Annotated in this window: 6 protein-coding genes; 1 reads left to right on the plus strand and 5 read right to left on the minus strand. The window is 71.8% G+C overall.

The features are described 5' to 3' along the window. Nucleotides 1-198: 198 nt before the first annotated feature. The gene (gene htpG / locus SMD11_RS00825) at nt 199-2,130 is read left to right on the plus strand and encodes a molecular chaperone HtpG (RefSeq protein WP_087924551.1); all 1,932 of its coding nucleotides are present in this window, start codon (nt 199-201) and stop codon (nt 2,128-2,130) included. Nucleotides 2,131-2,289: 159 nt separating this feature from the next. Here the strand turns inward: htpG and SMD11_RS00830 are convergent, their stop codons facing one another. The 5 genes from SMD11_RS00830 to SMD11_RS00850 all read right to left on the minus strand — a co-directional run bounded on the left by SMD11_RS00830 (nt 2,290) and on the right by SMD11_RS00850 (nt 14,829). Further along, on the minus strand, nt 2,290-2,646 hold the full coding sequence (locus SMD11_RS00830) for a hypothetical protein (protein WP_159395162.1): 357 nt from the start codon (nt 2,644-2,646) through the stop codon (nt 2,290-2,292). Nucleotides 2,647-2,919: 273 nt separating this feature from the next. Then, nucleotides 2,920-4,143, minus strand: a complete 1,224-nt coding sequence (locus SMD11_RS00835; protein WP_087924553.1) for a cytochrome P450 — start codon at nt 4,141-4,143, stop codon at nt 2,920-2,922. Beyond that, a complete protein-coding gene (locus SMD11_RS00840) occupies nt 4,140-7,925 on the minus strand; it encodes a type I polyketide synthase (protein WP_234365826.1) in 3,786 nt (1,261 codons plus the stop codon). The genes SMD11_RS00835 and SMD11_RS00840 overlap by 4 nt, the downstream gene beginning before the upstream one ends. Nucleotides 7,926-7,971: 46 nt before the next feature. Further along, nucleotides 7,972-13,539: a type I polyketide synthase gene (locus tag SMD11_RS00845; RefSeq protein WP_087924555.1), complete on the minus strand. Its 5,568-nt coding sequence runs from the start codon at nt 13,537-13,539 to the stop codon at nt 7,972-7,974. Between the two features lie 27 nt (nt 13,540-13,566). Next, nucleotides 13,567-14,829 (minus strand): cytochrome P450, encoded by a 1,263-nt coding sequence (locus tag SMD11_RS00850; RefSeq protein WP_087924556.1) that lies wholly within the window; start codon nt 14,827-14,829, stop codon nt 13,567-13,569. Nucleotides 14,830-14,832 lie beyond the last annotated feature (3 nt).

Here is a 14,832-nt window from a genome sequence, read left to right on the forward strand (position 1 = left end):
CCGGTGGTGTCTCCTCTACAGTTCGGGATCCGAGGCCAAGGCCGTGTCCTACATGGCGGGTTCATGGTTGGTCCGGTCAGCCCGGCGCCGCCTCAGGATCCAGCCACCGCTCCCGTATCCCGGCCCCTGTCCCTGACGTGGTGTTTTACAGTGGCTTCGATCAGTTCTGGCGATAGGACCTGTGAGGTATTCGCGAACATGTCGACTGAGACGTTTGAGTTTCAGGTAGAGGCCCGTCAGCTGTTGCAGCTGATGATCCACTCGGTCTACTCGAACAAAGATGTCTTCTTGCGGGAGCTCGTCTCCAACGCCTCCGACGCGCTGGACAAGCTGCGTCTCGAGAAGCTGTGGGACGACTCGCTCGACGCTGACGTGTCCGATCTGCACGTCGAGATCGACGTCGATAAGGACGCCCGCACCCTCACCGTGCGGGACAACGGCATCGGGATGTCGTACGACGAGGTCGGACGGCTCATCGGAACGATCGCCAACTCGGGCACCGCGAAGTTCCTCCAGGAGCTCAAGGAGGCCAAGGACGCGGCCGGGGAGGAAGGGCTCATCGGCCAGTTCGGCGTCGGCTTCTACTCCGGCTTCATGGTGGCGGACGAGGTCACCCTGCTGACCCGGCGCGCCGGCGAGAGCCAGGGCACCCGCTGGTCCTCGCGCGGCGAGGGCACGTACACGCTGGAGACGGTCGACGAGGCGCCGCAGGGCACCTCGGTCACGCTCCACCTCAAGCCGGCCGACCCGGAGAACCAGCTCCACGACTACACCTCCCCGTGGAAGATCAGGGAGATCATCAAGCGGTACTCGGACTTCATCACCTGGCCCGTCCGGATGCTGCCCGAGGCCTCCGCCACAGCCATAGCCGCAGCCGACGAGAGCGGCGGGAGTGGCGAGGTGCCCGAGCCCGAGACGCTCAACTCCATGAAGGCGCTGTGGGCGCGGCCGCGCGACGAGGTGTCCGACGACGAGTACCACGAGCTGTACAAGCACATCGCCCACGACTGGCGCGACCCGCTGGAGACGATCCGGTTCCAGGCGGAGGGCACCTTCGAGTACCAGTCCCTGCTGTTCCTCCCCGCCCACGCTCCGCACGACCTGTTCACGCGGGACGTCAAGCGCGGCGTGCAGCTGTACGTCAAGCGCGTGTTCATCATGGACGACTGCGAGGCGCTGCTACCGCCGTACCTCCGCTTCGTCAAGGGCGTCGTCGACGCGGCGGACCTCTCGCTCAACGTGTCCCGCGAGATCCTCCAGCAGGACCGGCACATCGAGCTGATGCGGCGCCGGCTGACGAAGAAGGTCCTGTCCACGGTCAAGGAGATGAAGACCAAGGACCAGGACCGCTACGACACGTTCTGGCGGGAGTTCGGCACCGTCCTGAAGGAGGGACTGGTCACCGACCCGGAGAACCGCGACGCCGTCCTCGCTGTCGCGTCGTTCGCGAGCACGCACCACGACACCGAGCCGACCACGCTCAAGCAGTACGTGGAGCGGATGAAGGACGGCCAGGAAGACATCTACTACCTGACCGGCGAGTCCCGGCAGAGCATCGAGAACTCCCCGCACATGGAGGCGTTCCGTGACCGGGGCATCGAGGTGCTGCTGCTCACCGACGCGGTCGACGAGGTGTGGGCCGACGCCGTCGGCGAGTACGAGGGCAAGAAGCTGCGGTCCGTGGCCAAGGGGCAGATCGACCTCGACGCCAAGGACGAGGAGACCCCCGACGCCGATCGGGAGAAGCGGACCGAGGAGTACGCCGGGCTGCTCGGCTGGATGAAGGAGCGGCTGGGTGAGGACATCAAGGAGGTACGCCTCTCCTCCCGCCTCACCGTCTCCCCCGCCTGCGTCGTCTCCGACGCGCACGACCTGACCCCGGCCATGGAGAACATGTACCGCGCCATGGGCCAGGAGGTGCCCCGTGCCAAGCGGATCCTGGAGCTCAACCCGGACCACCAGCTGGTGAAGGGCCTCAACCGGGCGTACAAGGAGCGCGAGGACCGTACGGAGCTCGCCGACACCGCCGAGCTCCTGCACGGCCTGGCCGTACTCGCCGAGGGCGGCCAGCCGAAGGAACCGGCCCGCTTCGTCAAGCTGATGGCGGCCCGCCTGGAACGCGCGCTGTAACGTAACGCGGTCTCCGCCGGACACCGGCGGCCCGCCCCGCACGATCCGGGCGGGCCGCCGGTGTCCGGCGCCGGTCTTTGCCCCCAGGGTCCTGGCAGCCGGTGGAGGAGCCCCTGACCTTCTTCGGCCGGGGGCTCAGGTGAACGCTTGGAGTGGAGCTCAGGCGTGGGGCCGGGCTTGTCCGGAGGTGTCGGCTACGGGGCGGAAGACCAGTCCGTTCTGGGGCGAGAAGCTGGAGCTGCCGTTGGGCGGGACGACCAGGGTCGCCGGGCCGGAGCAGACCCCATCCGCGTAGAAGAAGGCGTTCGCGTCGGTCCTGTTGACGGCCCCCACCGCACCCTGGATGCCGAAGCAGATGAAGTTTGCCCGGTTGGTGACGTCAATGGTGTTGCCGTTGGGGTACCTGAGGGTCAAAGTTCCGTTTGCCGCTTCAGCGTTGGCGGAAAGTCCGATGATGAGGGCTGTTGCCGCAGTCGCTGTCACCCCGAGTTGCGCCAGGCGTTTGAGCGGGAACATGGGGTCTCCTTCCCCCGCGGTGGCGCCGCGTTGCCGTTGGGGAGAGTCACCTCCCCGAGAGCGGCGCCTTCACGGAGGAGAATCCACGCTTCCGGATGCATCTCGATAGACTGTTGACGAAATGTCACACGAAAGGATGACTTGATGTTTGAGGAGTGGCATTCATACGGGTAGCCGATCCGCGCCGCTCCCATCCGGGGGCGCGCCTGATCCAGCCGACCTGCCACTACCCGCCGGAAGCCGGTTGGCCCCCGGCGGCGGTGGCGGTGGCGGTTATTCCGGGCCACCCTGCCAGGTCACCCGCATCGCCTCCGGCCCCCGGATGTGCGGCCGTTCTCTCCACGTGATGTCGCGGACGGTCAGCTCCGGGGCCCTGGTGAGCAGCACCCGCAGCCCTTCCTGAAGGTCGATGCGCCCGAGCTGGGCGCCGACGCAGTAGTGCGCGCCGTAACCGAAGGTGAGGTGTCCACCGGGTGGCCGGGTGAAGTCGATCGCGTCGGGGTCCTCGAAGCGGGCCGGGTCGTGGTTGGCCGACTCGACGGCGACGGTGAGGGCTTCGCCCGCGCGCACCAGCGTGCCGCCGACGTTGACGTCCTCCCGCGCATAGCGGACGAACAGGCCGGCACCGGCGGAGGCGTTGTTGCGCAGCAGTTCCTCGACGGCCGCCGGCAGCTCGTCCGGATTCGCACGCAGCCGGTTCCAGAGCGCACGGTCGCCCCGCGTGAGAACGTAGACGCAGTTCGGAATCTGGGTGATGATCGCCTCGAACCTGGCCAGCAGCATGCTGACGACCAGGTCGATCAGCTCGTTGTCGGTGAGCCGGTCCTCCTCGTCCCGGGCCTGGATCATCGCCGACATCAGGTCGTCGCGGGGGCGCGTCCGACGCTCGGCGATGAGCCGCTCGGTGCAGGCGCGCAAGGCACCGAACCGCCGCATCATGTCCTCGGCGCCGACGGTGCTGCCGGGCATCAGTGCCGCACTGGTCGACTCGAACACCTCCCGGTCCGAGACCGGCACGCCGAGCAGGTCACAGATGGACAGCACGCTCATCCGCTGCGCGTAGTCCACCACGATGTCCATGCCCGGGCCGGCCTTCATCGCCGACGACAGCAGATCGTCCGCCGCCGCGTGCACCGTCGGGCGCTGCGCATCGATACGGGATCTGCTGAGGGCTTTGAGCAACAGCGTGCGCAGCCGGGTGTGTTCGGGGGCGTCCATGGTGATCAGCCCGGCCAGCTCCGTCGCCTCCTCCTGGCGCGGGAAGTCCCGGCCGACCGACATCGCGCGGCTGAACCGCGCATCGCCCAGCACCAGCCGGGCGTCCGCGTAGCGGCTGACCAGCCAGGTGGGTTCACCGTAGGCGAGCCGCACCCGGAGCAGCCCCTCGCGTTGCCGCAGCTCCCGGAACCGCTCGTTGACCTCGATGCCGCGGCCGTCGTCGAAGGGGAAGTGCTCCAGCGCCTCTGTGGCGTCGGGAAGATCGGGAACGGTCGTCATAGGGGTTGTACCTCCGTCAGCCAGTCGTGCAGGTTCGCTGAGATCAGGTCGGCGTGCTGGGACAGGATGGTGAAGTGATCGCCGGGCAGCCTGCGCACGCGGTGCGCCAGTTCGGCCGGGAACGGGTGGTCCTCCGAACTGGTGGGCACGCCCGCGACGACCTCGCTGGCGAGCAGGTGCAGGATCGGCGCCTTCAGCGGGCCGGGCCGCCAGCCGCTGTAGATCCTGCTGTAGCCGCCCATCGCCGCGATCTGACCGCTGGTGGTCACTGTCCGGTCCGGACGGTCGAGCGACATGCCCATGAGGTCACGTCGCCGGATCTGCTCACGCATGAACTCGCTGCGGGTCTCGGTCTGTTCCATCTCCTCCTCCGGCAGGTACGAGTCCAGCAGGAGCAGCGCGGTGACGGGGACGCCGGTCTGTTCCAGGTGGGTGGCCAGGTCGTGCGCCGGCCAGCCGCCCGAGGAGTACCCCGCGATGATCAACGGGGTGTCTGCCAGCTCACGGCGCAGCGGTTTCGCCAGCATCCTCATCAGGGCGGCACGGTCGGCGGGCAGCGGAGCCTCGCCCGCGAATCCGGGCGACCACAGCGACCACACGTCGGACGCGGGGTCCAGCCCGGCGTGCAGGTAGGAGTAGGGCAGGTCCAGGTTGGGGAAGATCGGCGGGGTGAGGCCGACGATCGTGGGGCCGCCCGTGCCCGCGCCCACCTTGCGCAGTTCGGCGAGATCGCGCGGGTCGTCCTGGTCGAACGTGTCGCGGGTCTCGGAGGCCGCGCGGGCCAGGCGGAGGGCGACGTTGATCCGGCCGGTGCGGATCGCCCGGATGTAGAACGAGGCCAGGCTGCCGTCGCTTTCGTCGGCGTTCCCGGGCGCCGGGTCCACCGGTCCGGTGCCGGATTCCGGGACCTCGTTCCGGGACCGGGCGGTCCCCGCGATCTCGTCGAGCGTGCCCTCCTCGGCGCGGGCGGCCAGTTTTTCCAGTACACGCTCGGTGAGATCGACCACCGTGGGGTAGTTCAGCACGTCGGAGAGTTCGATCTCCACACCGGCATCGGTGGTGAGTCTGTCGCGCAGATCCTCCGCGCCCAGCGAGTCCATCCCGAGATCGCGGAACGTGTCCTCGGCGTCGACCTGGTCGTCCGGTCCGTTGCCCAGCGCCCGGCCCAGGCACTCACGCACCAGCGTCTCGACCTGGCGCGTGCGCTCCCGCTCGTGCAGTGCCCAGAGCAGAGCGGCGGGCGAGCGCGGATCGGGCTCGCGCGTCCCGGGGTCGTCGGAGACCAGCACCGGCATGGTCCACTCGCGCTCGATCCAGTACCGGTTGCGCTGGAAGGCGTAGCCGGGCAACGGGATACGCCGCGCACCGGTGCCGGCCAGGACGGCACGCCAGTCCACCGCCGCCCCCAGCACGTACGCGCGGCCCAGCGCGCGCACGATCGCCGCGGAACCGGTCACCGCGCTCTCCGTCTCCTCCGGCACGGCCAGTACGGCGGGACCGTCGGACAGCGCGGCGGCCGTGCCCGCGGTGTCCCCACCGAACACGAGCAGCAGTCGATGACCGTCGGCCCGCAGCTCGCGGGCGGCCGAGCCGGGGTCGGCGGCCGGCACCGTGCGGTAGTCGTCCTCGGCCGGACGTTCCCGCAGCCAACGGCCGGTGTCCCCGCAGAGCACCGGCACACCGGGCGCGGGGGGCGGGACGTCCACGACGTCGGGTTCGGCGCCCGCGGGACGCCCGGCCGCGATCCGCAGCGCCGAGGACAGGGACAGCCACCCGACCGCCCAGGACGCGGCCAGCCGGCCGGATCCGTGTCCCGCCAGCGCCGCCGGGCGCACCCCGGACGCGCACCACACTCGTGTCACGCCGGTCAGCACGGCCAGCGTGGCCGGGGCCGACACGTCCGGCCGGTCCAGTGGTGGCGCGTCCGGGTCACCGCGAAGCACATCCGTCAGGGACCAGCCGACCTGCCCGGCCAGCGCCGCCGCACATGCGGAGAGGTGCTCGGCGAACGGCTCGGCCTCGGCGTACTGGGTGGCCAGCGCGCGCACCACGGCCGGGGTGCACTCGTGCGGGTACAGGAACGCGGTGCTGCCGTCCCGCACGGCGGTGCCGGAGACCACCACCGCGGCGCTCCCGGTGTCGTTCCGGCCCGTGCTCAGCGCGGTCAGGCCCGCGGCGAGATCGGCCGGGCGGGAGCCGAACACCACCGCGCGGTGCGGCAGGTGCGCCCGGGCGGTGGCCAGCGACCACGACAGGTCCAGCAGGTCCGGGCGCGCCCGGTCGAGGTACTCGTGCAGCGCGGCCGCCTGTGCGGACAGCGCCTGTTCGGTCCTGCCCGACAGGGTCCAGGCCAGCAGGGGCGGGACGGCACGGTCGCCGGGCTCGATGTCCGGGTCGGGCCCCGGGTCCTCCAGGATCACGTGCGCGTTGGTGCCGCCGACTCCGAACGCGGACACGCCCGCCCGCCGGGGACGCCCGTCGCGCGGCCACGGGACCGCGCTGGTGAGCAGTTCGACCCCGCCCTGCGCCCAGTCGACCCGGGGGGTCGCCGTGCCGATGTGCAGGGTTTTGGGCAGTGTGCTGTGCCGCATGGCCAGCACCATCTTCACCACGCCGGCGACTCCGGCCGCGGCCTGGGTGTGGGCGAGGTTCGACTTCACCGCGCCGACCAGCAGCGGCGGCCGGTCGCCGCGGTGGCGGCCGTACCCGGCCAGCAGCGCCTGTGCCTCGATCGGGTCGCCGAGCGCGGTGCCCGTGCCGTGTGCCTCCACCGCGTCGACGTCCGCGGGCGACAGGCCGGCCGAAGCGAGCGCGTCGGCGATCACCTGCTGCTGCGCGGTTCCGTTCGGGGCGGTCAGCCCGGAGGAGGTGCCGTCGGAGTTGATCGCCGATCCGCGCAGCAGCGCGAGCACCGGGTGGTGGTTGCGACGTGCGTCGGAAAGCTTCTCCAGCACCAGCATCCCGGCGCCCTCGCCCCACGCGGTGCCGTCGGCGGCCGAGGAGAAGGGCTTGCACCGTCCGTCCGGCGCCAGGGCGCGTTGCCGGGCGTAGTCGATGAACAGCAGCGGGCTGGACAGGATGGTCACCCCGCCCGCGAGCGCCAGGGTGCACTCGCCCGCGCGCAGCGACCGCACCGCCAGGTGGATCCCGACCAGGGACGAGGAACAGGCGGTGTCCACCGTGAGCACGGGCCCTTGCAGGCCGAACACATAGGCCAGCCGGCCGGAGGTCACGCTGCCCGCGTTGCCGATGGAGAGCTGGCCCAGCATGTCCTCGGGCATCTCGCGGACCGCCGTGGCGTAGTCCGCGTTGGACAGTCCGAGGAACACGCCGGTGCGGCTGCCGCGCAGCCCGGCCGGATCGATGCCGGCGGACTCCAGCGCCTGCCAGGTGACCTCCAGCGCGATCCGCTGCTGCGGGTCCATGCTGAGCGCCTCGCGCGGCGAAATGCCGAAGAACTCGGAATCGAAGTCGGCCGCGTCGTCGAGGAAGGCACCGTGCCGGACGTAGGAGCGGCCCGGTGTGCCCGGTTCCGGGTGGTAGATCTGGTCTTCGGTCCAGCCGCGGTCGGCCGGGAACCCGGTGATCACGTCCCGCTCCGCGGCGAGCAGTTCCCACAGCTCCTCCGGCGAACCGACCCCACCGCCGAACCGGCAACCCATGCCGACCACTGCCACCGGGTCGTCGACGGGGTTCTCCAGCTCCCGCAACCGCTCCCGGGTGCGCTGGAGTTCCGCGGTGACCCGCTGGAAGTACTTGACGAGCTTCGGATCCTCGCCCACAGTTTTCGATTCCTCTCCGGTCGGCCGGGCGGTCCCGGCTGCTGGCTCACGCATCGCCGAGCTCCCGGTCCACGAAGGCGTAGAGCTGGTCCACGGAGGCCGAGCTCAGCTCGTCCACCCCGGGCCCCGGCTCGCCGTCCAGCGCGCGCAGTGCCGCCCGCAGCCGTCCGCGCAGCGCGTCGCGCTGCGCGTTCTCGCCGGCCAGCGCCTCCTCGACCGCCCGCGCGAGTCCGGAGAGCTGATCCGGGTCGCGCTCGGCGGGGCCGTCCGCCGGTTCGTCCGGGCCGGCGGCGTCCGGCGCGACCTCCGTACCGAGGTGCGCCGCGAGGATGGCCGGAGTGGGGTGGTCGAACACCAAGGTGGCGGGCAGGTTCAGACCCGTGGCGGTGTTGAGCCGGTTGCGCAGCTCGACCGAGCTCAGTGAGTCGAATCCGAGGTCTCCGAACGGACCGTCCGCGGGCACCCCGTCCGCGGACGGATAGCCGAGCACCGCCGCGATCTGCCCGAGCACCAGGTTGAGGAGCTGCCGGTCCCGTTCGGTGGGGCTCAGCCCGCCCAGCCTGCGGGCCAGGTCCGCCGGGGACTCGGCGGGCGCGGCGGACCGCGCGGAGCGCCGGCGGCGGGCCGGGCGGACCAGATCGCGCAGCAGCGGCGGAATGCCCTCCTCCCCCAGACCGGCCACGGTGACCAGGTCCAGCCCGATGGGCACCAGGTGGACCCTGTCCGAGCCGGTCGCGGTGTCCCAGAGGGCCAGGCCCTGCGCGACGCTCAGTGCGCGGATCCCGGTGCGGTCCATGCGGGCCCGGTCCGCGGCGGCCAGTCCGCCGCCCATCCCGTCGGTCGTGCCGGTCCCGCTGTCCGGCGCCCACAGGCCCCAGCCCAGCGAGCGGGCCGGGAGCCCGGCGGCGGCCCGCTGGTCCATGAGCGCGTCCAGGAAGGCGTTCGCCGCGGCGTAAGCCCCCTGGCCCGCGGTGCCGAACACGCCGGCGGCGGAGGAGAAACACGTGAACCCGGCCAGGTCGAGTTCCCGGGTCAGCTCATGCAGGTGCCAGGCTCCGTCGACCTTCGGCGCCAGCACGTTCTCTACTTGCTCATCGGTCAGCGACTCCACCAGGCCGTCGTCCAGCACACCGGCCGCATGGACCACGGCGGTGAGCGGGTGTGCCGCGGGCACCTCGGCCAGCACCCGGGCCACGTCGTCCCGCCGGGCGACGTCGCCGCGCGCCACCTCGGCGTGCGCGCCGAGCTCACCGAGTTCGGCGACCAGTTCCGCGGCGCCGGGGCTCTCCGCGCCACGGCGCGAGAGGAGCAGCAGCCTGCGGGCGCCCCGGCGCGCCAGGTGCCGGGCCAGCGTGCGGCCCAGCGACCCGAGCCCGCCGGTGATCAGCACGGTGCCGTCGGGGTCGGGCGTGCGGGCGGCCGAGCCGCCGTCGCTCTCCGCCGGACCGCCGTCGCGGTGCAGCCGGGGCACCAGCAGCTCGCCCGCGCGCAGCGCCACCTGGGGCTCACGGGCCGCGGACGCGACGGCGACCGCGTCGCGCAACGCGGTGTCGGCCGGCTCGTCGACGTCGACCAGCAGGAGGCGGCCCGGGTACTCGTTCTGTGCCGAGCGGGCCAGCCCGTAGGCCGCGGACAGTGCCAGGTCGGGTTCGTCGCCCGCGCGCACGCCGAGCGCGCGCTCGGTGCGGACCACCAGCAGTGAACCGGCGAACCGCTGGTCGGTGAGCCACACCCGCAGGTACCCGGTCAGCTCGGTGAGCGCGGCGCGGACCCGTGCGGTGACGTCGTCCCCCGTGGGACGGGCCGGGCGGAGCACCACCACCGGCGGCACCGGGTCCTCCGCGTCCGCCAGCGACGCGAGGTCGAGCCCACCGGTCCCGGGATCGTGCCACTCACCGGAATCGTCCACCGTGGAGGGCCGGCGCACGGGCGCCCAGTCCTGTGCGAGCAGTTCCGCGCCGTCCTCGGCCGGTCCCAGCAGGTAGGACTCATCGGCGGGCAACGGCCGGAACACCAGGGAGTCCACCGTGGCCACGGTGGCACCGGTCTCGTCCGCCAGCGTGATCACCACGTCACCGTTCCCGCCGGTGACGTGCACCCGCACCATCGAGGCTCCGGCCCGGAACAGCGACAGCCCCGACCACGAGAACGGCATCGAGCCGCTGCCCTCGTCGATCCCGTCCAGCTGCGGGCCGAGACCGACCGCGTGCAGTGCCGCGTCCAGCAGCGCCGGATGCAGGCTGTAGCGCTTCGCGTCCCCCGCCGCTTCGGTGGGCAGGGCGACCTCGGCGAACATCTCCGAGCTCCCGTCGGGGTGGTCGCGTCGCCAAAGGGTCCGCAGACCTCGGAACGCGCCCTCGTAGCGGAAGTGCCTGCCCTCCACCACCTCGTCGTAGACGTCCGCGACCGGGATCTCCCGCGCGTCCCGCGGCGGCCAGTGCGCGAGGGTCGTGTCCGGCGTGGCGGTGCGGATACCCAGGTAGCCGAAGGCGTGTGACCGCCAGGGGCCCGGCTCGGCCCTGCCCACGCCCTCCGGGCGGGAGTACACCCGCACCGGGCGGCGGCCTGTCTCCTCGGTGTTGCCCACCACCACCTGCACCGACACCCCGCCGTGCTCCGGCAGGGCCAGCGGTGCCTCGACGGTCAGCTGTTCGAGCAGGTCGCAGCCGACGTGCTCGCCCGCGGCCAGCGCCAGTTCCACGAAGCCGGTGCCGGCCAGCAAGGGGACGCCGCGCACCCGGTGGCCCCCCAGCCAGGAGTGCGACTGGAGGGACAGCCGGCCGGTGAGCAGCACGCCGTCGCCGTCGGCCGTGGACACCATGGCGCCCAGCAGCGGGTGGCCCACCGGGAGCAGGCCGGTGGAACGCAGGTTCAGCCCGTTGCCGTCCGGTACCAGCCAGTACCTCTCGTGCTGGAACGCGTAGCAGGGCAGGTCCGCCGTTCTGGCGGGCGCGGCGGGCAGCACGGTGGGCCAGTCCACCTCCACGCCTTGTGTGTGCAGCGCGCCGAGGGCGAGAAGCACGTCCTTGGTCTCGTCACGATCGGCCCCGCGCAGGGTGGGCACCCTCGCCTCGTCCGGCCCGGCGTCCCGCCCGGCCAGCGCGGAGAGCACCGCGCCCGGTCCCAGTTCGAGCAGGACGCGTGCACCGGCCTCGCGTGCGGTGCGCAGCCCGTCGTGGAACCGCACCGCCTGCCGGACGTGCGCGGTCCAGTACTCCGGTGAACGCAGCTGCTCCGCCGTGGCCATCTGGCCGGTGAGGTTGGAGATCACCGGGATCTCCGGATCGTGCGTCGTCAGCCCGGCCACAACCGTGCCGAACTCGGCGAGCATCGGCTCCATCAGCGGCGAGTGGAACGCGTGGCTGACCCGCAGCCGCCGGGTCCGCCGTCCCCGGCCCGCCCAGTCGGCCTCCAGTTCCGTGATGTCCTCGTCCGCACCGGAGACGACCACCGTGTCCGAGGCGTTCACCGCCGCGACGGACACCCGCCGCGCGCGCCCCGCCAGCCAGGGGGCCAGGTCCTGCTCGGTGCCCTGCACGGACAGCATCGCGCCGCCCTCGGGCAGCGCGGCCATCAGGCGGCCTCTGGCGGCCACCAGCCGGACCGCGTCCGGCAGCGACCACACCCCGGCCACGTGCGCCGCGCTGATCTCCCCGATCGAGTGTCCCAGCAGCAGGTCCGGGCGCACACCCCAGGAGCGCATCAGCCGGAACAGCGCGACCTCCACCGCGAACAGGGCGGCCTGGGCGTAGTCGGTGCGGTCGAGCAGGTCCGGTTCACCCTCAAGAACGGTCCGGAGCGGACACTCCAGCTCTCGGTCGAACAGCTCGCACACCTCGTCGAACGCCTCGGCGAACACCGGGAAGGAGGCGGCGAGCTGCCGCCCCATGCCGGGGCGCTGCGCGCCCTGGCCGGTGAACAGCATGCACAGCCCGCCGCCGGCCGCGGCACCCACCGCCACCTCGGGGGCCAGGCCGGTGTCGAGGTGGCCGCGCAGCGCGGAGGTGAGTTCGGCTATGTCCCGGCCGGGCACTGCCAGCCGGTGGCGGAAGTGGGTGCGGCGGGTGGCCAATGCGTGCGCCAGCCCCTCGGCGGAGGGAGCGTCGCCGGACTCGGCGAAGGCCAGCAGCCGGGTCGCCTGGGCGCGCAGCGCGTCCTCGGTCCGGCCCGACACCGTCCACACCAGACCGGCGGACGGCGCGCCGGGCTCCGGCGCCTCCGGCTCGACGTGCTGTTCCAGCACGACATGGGCGTTGGTGCCGCTGATCCCGAAGGAGGAGACGGCGGCGCGGCGCGCTCGACCGGTCTCCGGCCAGGGCATGGCGTCCGCGAGCACGCTGACCCCGTTCACTCCCCAGTCCACCTTCGGGGTGGGGCTGTCCACGTGCAGGGTCCTCGGCGCGAGACCGTGCCGCATCGCCATGATCATCTTGATGATGCCGGCCACGCCGGCCGCGGCCTGCGTATGCCCGATGTTGGACTTCAGCGAGCCCAGCAGCAACGGCCGACCGGGCGGCCGGTTCCGGCCGTAGGTCGCCACCAGCGCGGTGCCCTCCACCGGGTCGCCGAGCGGCGTGCCGGTGCCGTGCGCCTCGACCACGTCGATGTCCTGGGTGGACAGTCCGGCGTCGGCGAGCGCGGTACGGATCACCTCCTGCTGGGCGGTGCCGTTGGGTGCGGAGAGCCCGTTGCTGGTGCCGTCGGAGTTGACCGCCGAGCCGCGCAGCACCGCGAGCACCTGATGGCCGTGCCGCCGCGCGTCGGACAGCCGCTCCAGTACCAGGAGGCCCGCCCCCTCGGCCCAGATCGAGCCGTTCGCCGCGGCCGCGAACGCCTTGATCCGGGCGTCCCGGGAGGTGACGCCCTGGCCGCAGAACTCGACGAACGTCTCCGGAGTGCTCAGCACCGTCACACCGCCCGCCAGCGCGATCGGGCACTCGCCGGCGCGCAGGGCCCGCATGGCGAGGTGGGTGGCGACCAGGGAGGACGAGCAGGCGGTGTCCACGGTGAGGGCCGGGCCGTGGAAGCCCAGGGCGTAGCTGATCCGGCCCGAGATCACGCTCATGGTGTTGCCGGTGATGCCGTACTGGGAGAACTGGTCGGTGCCTTGCCAGAGCATCTCGTAGTCGTTGCTGGACGCGCCGACGAAAACCCCGGCCCGCTCGCCCACCAGCGAGTCCGGCAGGATGCCCGCGGACTCCAGTGCCTCCCAGGCCAGCTCCAGCACCAACCGCTGCTGCGGGTCCATCACCAGCGCCTCGCGCGGGGAGATCCCGAAGAACGCGGGGTCGAAATCGCCCGCACCGCTGAGGAAGCCTCCCTCGCGCACGTAGGACCGCCGCGCCTGCTGGGACTCCGGATCGGCGTCGTAGAGCTCCTCGATCGGCCAGTGCCGGTCCCCGGGGAAAGCCGAGATGGCGTCCGTGCCCCCGGCCACCAGGTCCCACAGCTGGGCGGGCGAGGCCACGTCGCCGGGCAGCCGGCACGACATGCCGACCACCGCGATCGGCTCGGTGGACCGCTCGGTCGCGTCACGCAACTGCTCCCGGGTGCGTAACAGATCGGTGGTGACCCTTTTCAGATATTGCCGGAGCGTGCTGACTTCATCGGGCATGAACGACTCCCTGCGACAGATGGCCGGTCAGAGTTGGAAGGTGATGCGTTCGGTGTCGAGGCCGCGGACGACCACGTGCCTGCGATAGCTCAGTGAGTCCTCGTGCACGTGGAAGCCGCGCAGCCGGCGAGCCAGCTCACCGAACACGATCTCCGCCTCCAGCCGGGCCAGGCTGCTGCCGAGGCAGTAGTGCGCGCCGGCGCCGAAGGCGAGGTTCATCGCGGCCGGTTTCCGGTCCGCGATGAACCGACCCGCACTCGGGTGCGCCCGCTCGTCCCGGTTGCCGGACGCGAGGACCAGGGTGACCACCGAGCCCTCGGGGATGTCGAGGCCGTTGATCCGGTCGGACCGCAGCGCGACACGGCCGGTCAGCATGATCGGGCAGTCGTAGCGCAGCGCCTCGCCGACCACGTCGCCGACGATCGCCGGGTCCTGCCGGAGCAGCTGGAACTGCTCCGGGTGGCGCGACATCGCGAGCAAGCCGTTGGTGATCAGGTTCGTGGTGGACTCGTGGGCCGCGGTGAACACGGTCACCACGACGTTCGTCACCTCACGCCGGCTCAGCCCGCGCCCGTTCTCCTGCGTGGAGAGCAGGCTGGAGACGAGGTCCTCGCCGGGGTTGCGGCGGCGCTTGTGGATGAGGTCCGCGAAGTAGCCGTGCAGTTCGGTGGTGGTGCGGATGATGCGGACGAGTTCCTCGCGGTCGAACATCTCGGTGGAGTGGAAGCTGGCCACCAGCGTGGGCAGCTCCGTGGACAGCGCCATGTCGCTGGACCACTCCCGCAGCATCGGGATGTCCTCGGCCGGGATGCCCAGGAGAGTCGCGATGACCCGCAGCGAGAGCACCGCGGCCAGGTCCTGCACGCCGTCGAACTCGCCGCCGGCCAGGCAGTCGCGGAGCAGTTCGTCCACGATCCCGCGGATCCACGGCTCGAAGCGCGCGGTGATCCGTGGTGTGAATGCCTTGCTGACCAGGTTCCGCTGCCGCCCGTGTCCGGGATCGTCCATGAAGAAGATCGAGTTGAGCACCGGCTCGTCGCCGCGGTCGCCGAAGAGTTCCCGCATCCCCGGCGCGTTGAACGTGTCACTGCCCATGGTCGTGTGGCTCTTGAGCACCGCCATGCAGGTGGCGTGGTCGCTCAGCAGCAGGGAACCGTCCGACGTCCACATCGGACCTTGTTCTCGCCACCGCTCGAACAACGGGTAGGGGTTCGCGAGCACTTCCCGGTCGAGCAGGGCGTGCAGCGGGTTGTCGAGCGCGGTGGCCGGTGGGCGGCTGGGCACTGACATGGG

The sequence above is a fragment of the Streptomyces albireticuli genome (assembly GCF_002192455.1).
GTDB classification, from domain to species: Bacteria; Actinomycetota; Actinomycetes; order Streptomycetales; family Streptomycetaceae; genus Streptomyces; species Streptomyces albireticuli_B.